At 32.6% G+C, this 9227-nt stretch carries 9 protein-coding genes; 7 read left to right on the forward strand and 2 right to left on the reverse strand.

All coding sequences use genetic code 11. From position 1 onward, the window contains the following. The first annotated feature begins 7 nt into the window (after positions 1-7). From OCL94_RS12480 to OCL94_RS12500, 5 genes are all read left to right on the forward strand, one after another. Positions 8-943 (forward strand): ABC transporter substrate-binding protein, encoded by a 936-nt coding sequence (locus OCL94_RS12480; protein ID WP_262997252.1) that lies wholly within the window; start codon positions 8-10, stop codon positions 941-943. Then, positions 933-1928 carry a FecCD family ABC transporter permease gene (locus OCL94_RS12485; protein WP_262997253.1) on the forward strand — a complete coding sequence of 332 codons (996 nt, stop codon included), beginning with the start codon at positions 933-935 and terminating at the stop codon, positions 1926-1928. The genes OCL94_RS12480 and OCL94_RS12485 overlap by 11 nt, the downstream gene beginning before the upstream one ends. Further along, positions 1925-2914, forward strand: coding sequence for a FecCD family ABC transporter permease (locus OCL94_RS12490; RefSeq protein WP_262997254.1), 990 nt, complete (start codon positions 1925-1927; stop codon positions 2912-2914). The genes OCL94_RS12485 and OCL94_RS12490 overlap by 4 nt, the downstream gene beginning before the upstream one ends. 219 nt (positions 2915-3133) lie before the next feature. After that, positions 3134-4315 (forward strand): DUF5780 domain-containing protein, encoded by a 1182-nt coding sequence (locus OCL94_RS12495; protein WP_262997255.1) that lies wholly within the window; start codon positions 3134-3136, stop codon positions 4313-4315. A gap of 172 nt (positions 4316-4487) precedes the next feature. Next, a complete protein-coding gene (locus tag OCL94_RS12500; RefSeq protein ID WP_262997256.1) occupies positions 4488-5699 on the forward strand; it encodes an ATP-binding protein in 1212 nt (403 codons plus the stop codon). Positions 5700-6087: 388 nt separating this feature from the next. On the opposite strand, the gene OCL94_RS12505 is transcribed toward OCL94_RS12500, so the two are convergent. Continuing rightward, positions 6088-6288 (reverse strand): helix-turn-helix domain-containing protein, encoded by a 201-nt coding sequence (locus OCL94_RS12505; protein WP_262997257.1) that lies wholly within the window; start codon positions 6286-6288, stop codon positions 6088-6090. Positions 6289-6300: 12 nt separating this feature from the next. Continuing rightward, a complete protein-coding gene (locus OCL94_RS12510; RefSeq protein ID WP_262997258.1) occupies positions 6301-6750 on the reverse strand; it encodes a hypothetical protein in 450 nt (149 codons plus the stop codon). Between the two features lie 261 nt (positions 6751-7011). On the opposite strand from OCL94_RS12510, the gene OCL94_RS12515 reads away from it, so the two are divergent. Then, positions 7012-8607 carry a type I restriction-modification system subunit M gene (locus OCL94_RS12515; protein WP_262997259.1) on the forward strand — a complete coding sequence of 532 codons (1596 nt, stop codon included), beginning with the start codon at positions 7012-7014 and terminating at the stop codon, positions 8605-8607. Beyond that, on the forward strand, positions 8600-9227 hold a 628-nt coding region (locus tag OCL94_RS12520; RefSeq protein WP_262997260.1), incomplete at its 3' end, for a restriction endonuclease subunit S. The genes OCL94_RS12515 and OCL94_RS12520, both read left to right, overlap by 8 nt.

Genomic DNA, 9227 nt, shown 5'->3' on the forward strand with positions numbered 1-9227 from the left:
TTTCAAAATGAAAAAATTATATTTCGTTTTATTAAGTTTAATGCTGTTCATTACAGCATGCGGTCAACAATCAGGTAATAAAGAAATTTCAAGTAACGATGGAGTAGAGGTTAAACATGCTATGGGTACAACGAAAGTACCGAAAAATCCAAAACGTGTTGTTGTTCTTACAAATGAAGGTACAGAAGCACTTGTTGCTTTAGGAATTAAGCCTGTTGGTGCAGCAAATTCTTATGCTGGAGATCCATGGTACGATCACTTAAAGGATAAATATAAAGGGATTGAACCGGTTGGTAATGAGAGTGAAATCAATATTGAACGTATTGCAAAGTTAAAACCAGATTTAATTATTGGTAATAAGTTTAGACAAGAAGCGCAATATAAGAAATTATCAGCGATTGCACCGACTGTATTCTCAGAAGAGTTGCGTGGTGACTGGAAAGAGAACTTTAAATTATATGCAAAAGCAGTCAACAAAGAAGAAAAAGGCAAAGAAGTGTTAGCAGATTATACAAATCACGTCGAGAAGACGAGAAAAGCATTAGGAGATAAAGTGAATTCAGAAATTTCAATGGTGCGTTTCATGCCTGGTGATGTGCGCATTTATCATAAAGATACATTCTCAGGTGTGATCTTAGATGAAGTTGGATTAAAGCGTCCGAAAAATCAGGACAAAGATGATTTTGCTGAAAAAGGTTTAACGAAAGAAAGAATTAGTGCGATGGATGGTGATTATTTATTCTACTTCACATTCAATACACCGAAAGAAGATGTTACTGCGATTGAACAGGAATGGGTTAACGATCCTGCATTCAAAGCGTTAAAAGCATCGAAACAAAAGCATGCAATAAAAGTAGATGATTCAATCTGGAATACTTCTGGTGGTGTAATGTCTGCTCATATGATGCTAGATGACTTAAAGGAAAAATTAAGTGCAAAATAATTATATAAAGCTACTGTTACTAACAATAATACTCGCTATTAGTATGTTATGCAGTTTAATGTTTGGTTATAAAGTATTTAGCATTGTAGACGTATTTCAAAGTGTATTTCAGCATCGTCAAATTGAAGGACAGAACATATTAGTAGATTTAAGGATTCCAAGAACAATACTTGCAACACTGATTGGACTGATGCTTGGGATAAGCGGTGTCCTCATCCAGACAGTGACACGTAATCCATTCGCCAGTCCGGGCGTTATGGGGGTTAATAGTGGTGCAAGTTTACTAGTAGTCTGTGCAATTGTGTTATTCAATCTCAATGGCACATTTCAGTTAAGTATTATTGCATTTAGTGGCGCTTTACTTGTCGCAGCAATGATTATTGCTGCGACAACTTTACCATTAAGACCACTCACTATAATGGAGTTGACGCTTTTTGGTGCAAGTATGAGTGCGTTTTGTATGGCAATCACACAAGGATTATTAATATATAATGAAGCGGCGATAGAGCAAGTGATTTACTGGTTAAGCGGCTCGGTAAGCAATAAGAAATTATCGATACTTAACTATTTGTGGCCATTTATACTTTGTGCTATCGTGCTTACTGTATGTAACATTAAACAATTAAACGCGTATCATCTTGATGATACGGCACTCAAAGCTGTTGGTGGGAATATCCTTCTAATTAAGATTGTAACGATGATTTGTGTCGCACTCCTGAGTGGAGCATCTGTTGCAATTGCTGGCCCTATCGCGTTTATCGGGTTAATTACACCCCATATAACAAAGATGGTTATCAAAAGTCATAACCATATGCTATTACTGCCTGCAGCAGCGGTGATTGGAGCAATCATATTTGTGATTAGTGATATATTAAGTCGCTATTTATTGTTTCCGCAAGAAATACCTGTAGGAATAGCCACTGCACTAATAGGATCACCGATATTCTTCTATCTGATTCTTAAACGTAAGGAGCATATATCATGAAATATGTAGTGAATTTAATATTATTACTACTTGCAATAGTGATTGCACTTATGTTTGGGGATGTATGGATTCATCCGATTGAAATATTAAAAAGTTTCATCGGTGGCAGTGATGATTATACAATGTTAATTATCCATACGTTGCGTCTACCTAGAGTATTACTCGCTGTTACAGCTGGTGTAGCGTTAGGCATCGCAGGGTGTATGCTGCAACGTATTACAAAGAATGAACTCGCATCACCTGATGTTATAGGTATAGCGCAAGGTGGAGTAGTTGGGAGTTTGTTCTTTCTCATAGTGTTGACTAGTAAGACAGAACAGTTATTATTTCCGATTGCATTTCAAAGTATTGCTTCAATCATTGGTGCAGTAGCTGTAACGTTTGTGCTATATTATTGTGCGCTGCGTCGTACTTTCTTAAAAGAGCGTTTGATCTTAATCGGCATATGTATGAATATTTTCTTTCAAGGTGTGATAATGTATCTTATTATGTCATCAAACAAACGAAGCGCTCAGGCTCAAATCTGGATAACCGGTTCTGTACATCTCGCAGAATATTATCAAGTGATTATTATAGTAATCACAATTATACTTATTATATGTATAATGGCGTATTTTACAAGGCATCTTGATATCCATCAATTAGGATTTAATATGTCACATGGTTTAGGTTTGAGTTATCAAATTATGACGGTCATTACATTGATTTGTGTGAGTATATTGAGTGCGGTGAGCGTAAGCTTTACTGGAGGATTACAGTTTGTTGGATTAATAGCGCCACATATAGCTTTAAAGATGAAACATCATTCGTATATACAATGGTGTTTAACGAGTGGATGTGTCGGTGGCGTTATCGTATTGTTCAGTGATTTGATCGGAAGAACGCTATTTTTACCGATAGAAATACCAGCAGGTGTATTTACCGCATTGATTGGTGCACCGTTTTTTATGTATTTGTTGTTTAGCAGGAGAATTAAAAAATTGTAAATTTTATAAAGGGGATCCGGGCAATTAGAAGAAAATGATATTTGCGTTTTCTCGCACTATCCGGCATCGTTTTTTTGATATTTGAACCATATATTCTCACATACCCAATTCATCGAATTACTAGTGTATCTTGAAATATTACCCTTTTTACCATATTTCAAATTAGATTGTGTAAGATTATAATTATATGTATGAAAAAGTAGACAAGGGGTTGTGTGCATGAGTTTCAAGAAAGTAATGACATCAGTGATTACCCTGATATTATTGGGGATATTTGGCATATTGGCAATGCCGTATGTTAAAGGTGAGAAACACCTGTTTAACAATGAACAACATGAAGTTGTGAAAGCGAAGGAAACAACGAAAGAGAAATCTAAACAATCGGAAGCAAGTCAATTAGAAGACGCATTAAAGAAACAAGATGTTTATGCATATGATGCGAATTATATCGTTCAGCATGATGAGTTCAAATCATTGTATCCTGATATGTTACAAGCATTGATTAAAAACAATACAGCGAAAGATATTAAAGATATTCAGTTTGGGTTTGTTGCATGGGATAAAAATGGATTACCAATCAAGCTGAAAGGCAATATAGACTTTGGGAAAAGTTACTTTAGAGGTGCGAAAGGTGATGCAGTCAACATACCTCCGAAAGGAAAATTTGGAGATAAAAACGGCTTCTCCATTGATAAAGATTTAGAGGTAGATGCATTTAAACCAATCGTCGTGAGTTATACTGATTTTGAAGGACATACATGGAAGAATCCGAAGTTAGAAGCATTCTTAAAGATATATGAAGGTAAGCGTATAAAAGATATTGAAGATGCTAAAAAGTATATCTTTTACAAAGATAAAAAAGTAGAATCGTCAAAAGAAGATAAGGATAAAGAGAAGTCAGCTTTACCGAAAGACTTAAATCAAGATAAGTTTGATGAAGTGAGTAAAAATATAGAGGAAAAAAGTAAAGTATCTAAAGAAGAGTTAGAAGCCTATTTAGCTTACTTAAAACTTGCAGGATTACTAGCGTATTTAGATGCTTACGAAGCGATGAATGGAATAGATGACATATACGATTATTATGATGTGGAACAGACGGATCCATCTGAATATGACTTTAATGATTATGATTTTTCATCTGATGATATGAGTGATGATAATACAGGTGGAAGTGATAGCGGTAGTGATTATACTGAAGTAGAACCTTCTTATGAGGAGTCGACAGAAGCGGTTGAAGAGGATACAGTTGAAGAAACTGTGGAGGATACGACGGAAGTACCGTCAGAAGATTATTATGAAGACATCCAGCCAAATGAATCAACTGAAGAATATATAGAAGAAACGACTGAGACACAAGACATGAATGATAATGCTACTGTTGAAAGTGAAACATTGGAATAAATATATATGAAAAACGATGCCGGATACGCGCAGTATCCGGCATCGTTTTTTTTGATAAGGGTATATAAAGTTTAAGATTGAAGTGAAACTTTAGATGAAAAATATAAAAGTTTAAAGTTGAGGTGAAACTTTGGTATAATTTATATAAAAGTTTAAAGTTGAGGTGAAACTTTTGAATGAATTAGTAATTAGAAAAGAATATATTGAATTTTTACAAAGACATCAGGATAAACCAGTCATTAAGGTAGTCTCAGGCGTGAGAAGGTCGGGGAAATCCACGTTATTTAAGTTATTTCAGGATGAATTGATTTCAAGTGGTGTTGAACCATCGCAAATTATTACAATGAATTTTGAAGATTTAACATATCAGCATTTACTAGAATTTATGGATTTATTCCAATATTTAACGAGTCGACTCCATCCGACTAAAAAGACTTATATCTTTTTAGATGAAATACAGATGATTGATAACTTTGAGAAGGTAGTAGATTCATTAATACTAAATGATAAAGTTGACCTATATATTACTGGATCTAACGCTTATTTTTTAAGTAGTGAACTGGCAACTTTATTATCTGGACGATATGTTCAGCTGAATATGCTGCCTTTATCATTCAAAGAGTTTGTAACATGGCATCGAGCAAATGGAACGCAACAATCATTAGCGGAGTTATACGAATTATACATTAAGACAAGCTTTCCATATGCGTTAAGAATAGATAATGCAATGGAACGGTTTGAATATTTGCAGGGCTTGTATTCAACGGTAGTGTTAAATGACATTATAAAGCGAATGAATATACAAGATGTAAGCATACTGGAACGTATCATTGCTGTATTGTTATCTTCAATTGGTAGCTTAATTACAATAAATACGATAAAGAATACGCTTATTTCTAAAGGATATAAAATTGCACATCAAACGATTGATCGTTATGTAAATGGCATACTCGATAGTTTAATAATGTATGAAGTGAAACGATATAATATTAAAGGAAAAGCGTTACTTGAAAATCAATCTAAATACTATACGGTTGATACAGGGTTACGACAGCTTGTGTTAAGAGATCATTTAGAAGATTATGGTCATATTTTAGAGAATATTATATATCTTGAACTGAAGCGTAGAGGATATGAAGTGTACGTTGGTGAGAATAATCAATTTGAAGTGGATTTTGTAGCGATTGATGCTGATAATAATATTTCATATTATCAAGTGGCATTAACAACACTGGATGAAGGCACTTTGAAAAGAGAACTGCGTGCTTTAGAATCTATCGATGACCAGTATCCGAAGTATTTGTTGACTCTGGATCAGTTTAATAAGACGGCTAATTATAACGGTATTATGAAATTGAATGTGATAGATTGGTTGTTGGAATGATAGGGGTATAGAGGAGGTAATACAAAGAAAGATTTAAAATATTTCATGGCTTTGGAATCCCTTATTGAATTAAGAAGTTGAAAATTATATGAAAATGACAAGATAGATTGATATGTTGACCACATTCCTTATTGAAATGTGGTTTTTCTTTTACAAAAATTCTGATGAAAAATAAGGTTTAGTCTAATCCTCAACTTAGCTTATGGCGTTAAAAAGCGGAGATGGAAGAATTGAAGTGAGTGAAGGCGTGTTTAAAATGGTGTTGGAATTTGAGAGGTAGAATTGTGGTGTGAAGTGAAATTATGTTGTAAATGATACCTAAAATATTAAAGAGCAATCCAAGAGTGAGGTCTTGGATTGCTCTTTGTATTTGATTAATTAGCATCATCTAATCCACATATTTAATAATGTCACCAGGTTGGCAATTCAAATATTTACAAATTGCTTCTAAAGTGCTGAAACGGACAGCTTTTGCTTTGCCAGTCTTTAGTATTGATAAATTCGCTATTGTAATATCTATGGCTTGCGAAAGTTCTGTTAAAGACACATTTTTTTCTTTAAGGATTTCATCTAATTTAATAATAATCATTAGTGCCTCCTATTAAATTGTTAAATCAGATTCTTCTTTTAACTTCTCATATTCATCAAAGATAGACAGCGTTGAGAGCAACACTATAGATATCGTTAAAATGAACGAAATACAAGTGAAATTTAAATCAAGATATTTATCAACTTTTGTATTTAGTAAGTATGATAATACAGTAGATGCACCGAAAATTAAACTAATATTAGAAGTTAAGAAAATACTATCATAAATTGATTGAATATGATTATTACTTTTAATAAATAGTTTTTTTATTTTTATCGTTTGAAACACGAGAATAATAAATGAAATAATGGCGAGTGAATGTATGAATAGATCTACTGAACTAGTTGAAAATAATAATATTTCTTCTCGTGAAAACAATTTATAGACGCCTACTACTAAATTTCCAATACCTAAAGGAATTAGCAAATACAAAAGCCAGTTGTTATTATATAAATTTTTCAATTGAAACACTCCTTTATCGATTTTCAATAAAATATTAACATATATTTTATCGAAAAACAATAAAAATTATTGAAAAACGATAAAAATAAAAACAATCAGTTGATAGTAACTAAATATAATTGATATCTTAAAAATATTGGTTAACAAGCTTGAACTTGACAAATTCAACTAATCTGTATTCATTGCTAGTATTGTTGCTTAAAGTACTTTAAAATTTGAATTGTATATCAATTTCAAAAAATGAACATGGTGAGGTTAATTATGGGAAAAGAATTGAATCAAGCATTATTTAGTGCAGCAGATAATTTAAGAAGTAAGATGGATGCTTCAGAATACAAAAACTACTTATTAGGTTTGATATTTTATAAATACCTATCAGATAAATTGTTGGAAGAAAATATAAAAATGAATTTTGAAAGTTTAGATGAATATAATACTGTAGAAAAACAAACTGAATTTTATAAATCATTGTTGGAAGATGAAGATACAAAAGAAATACTAGTAACTTCTTTAAAAGATGAATTGAAATATGAAATACCACCTGAATACTTATTCAATACATTGGCAGAGAAAGCGAAACGAAATGTATTTCAAATAGAAGATTTGAAGAAAGCTTTTGTACAACTTTCAAGTAATTATCAGCAATTTAATGGTTTGTTTGATGATGTAGATTTAAATTCAAATAAGTTAGGTTCTAACCCGCAACAACGTAATATTACAATTACAGAAGTCATTAAGAAATTAAATGATATTGATTTGTTAGGTCATGAAGGTGATGTCATTGGTGATGCGTATGAATATTTAATAAGTCAATTTGCATCAGAAGCGGGTAAGAAAGCTGGGGAATTCTATACACCACATATGGTTTCTGATATGATGGCACAGATTGTGACAATTGGACAAAAAGAAAAACAGATATTCTCAGTATTTGATCCAACGATGGGATCAGGATCATTAATGTTGAATGTTAAAAACTATTTAAACGAAGATTCATTAATTAAGTACCATGGTCAAGAGTTAAATACAACGACATACAATTTAGCAAAAATGAATTTAATATTACATAATGTTGATGCGGAAGATATGAGATTACGTAATGGCGATACTTTAGATAGAGATTGGCCAACAGATGAACCATATACATTTGATAGTGTTGTAATGAATCCTCCATATTCAGCTAAGTGGTCAGCGGATAAATCTTTTTTAGATGATTCTAGATTTAATAGATATGGAAGATTAGCACCCAAGACAAAAGCGGATTTTGCATTTCTATTACACGGTTTTTATCACTTAAAAGAAACTGGAACAATGGCTATTGTTCTGCCGCATGGCGTATTGTTTAGAGGTGCAGCTGAAGGAGAAATTAGAAAGAAATTATTAGAAGACGGTTCCATTGAGGCGATTATTGGATTACCAGCTAATTTATTCTTTGGTACTGGTATTCCGACTACTGTCATTATTCTGAAGAAAAATAGGACGACACGTGATGTGTATTTCATAGATGCGAGTCAGGAGTTTGAGAAGAAGAAGGCACAGAATTTCTTGCCGAAAGAAAGTGTGACGAAGATTGTTGAGGCGTATCAGAAGAAAGAGAATATTGAGAAGTTTGCTTATTTAGCGTCGTTTGATGAGATAAAAGAGAATGATTATAACTTAAATATTCCGAGATATGTTGATACGTTTGAAGAGGAAGAACCTGTAGATATGGTGGCTTTGGCTAAGGAAATTAAAGAGATAAGAGAAGAGAGAAAGGTCTTAGAAAAGAGCATATATGAGTCTATTCAGCAACTAACGGCGTCGAATGAGGAAGATCAAGCGTGGTTAGAAGCGGCATTAGAGGTGTTCAAATATGAGTAATGTACCTGATATTAGATTTAAAGGATTTACTGACGCTTGGGAACAGCGTGAGTTGGGGGAAGTTGTTCAATTTATAAATGGTAAAGCATTTAAGCAACATGAACTTTTGGATAAAGGTAAATATAGGGTGTTGAGAGTTGGAAATTTTAATACAAATAATCAATGGTATTATTCAAATTTAGAACTATCAAAAGACAAATATATTGAAAAAGGAGACTTGGTATATTTATGGGCAACCACCTTTGGACCTGAATTTTGGAATGAAGAGAAAGTAATATATCACTATCATATTTGGAAAGTAAATATTATTTATGAAAATTTAGATAAGCATTATCTTTATTCGTGGATGAATTATGATAAAAATAAAATATTAAATAATACAAATGGCTCAACAATGATTCATATTACCAAAGAAAATATGGATTCTCGTAAAATATGCTTTCCGAATATAGGAGAACAAGAAAAAATAGGACTTATTTTTGCCGAGGTTAATCAGACAATTACCCTTCTTCAGCGAAAGCTAGATTCTTATGAGAAATTAAAAAAAGGTTTATTACAAAAATTATTTCCTAATGGACAAAATATCACTCCTGAATTAAGGTTTTCGGGATTCAATCAGG

Source organism: Macrococcus capreoli (genome assembly GCF_025628935.1).
In the GTDB taxonomy this organism is placed as follows: domain Bacteria; phylum Bacillota; class Bacilli; order Staphylococcales; family Staphylococcaceae; genus Macrococcoides; species Macrococcoides capreoli.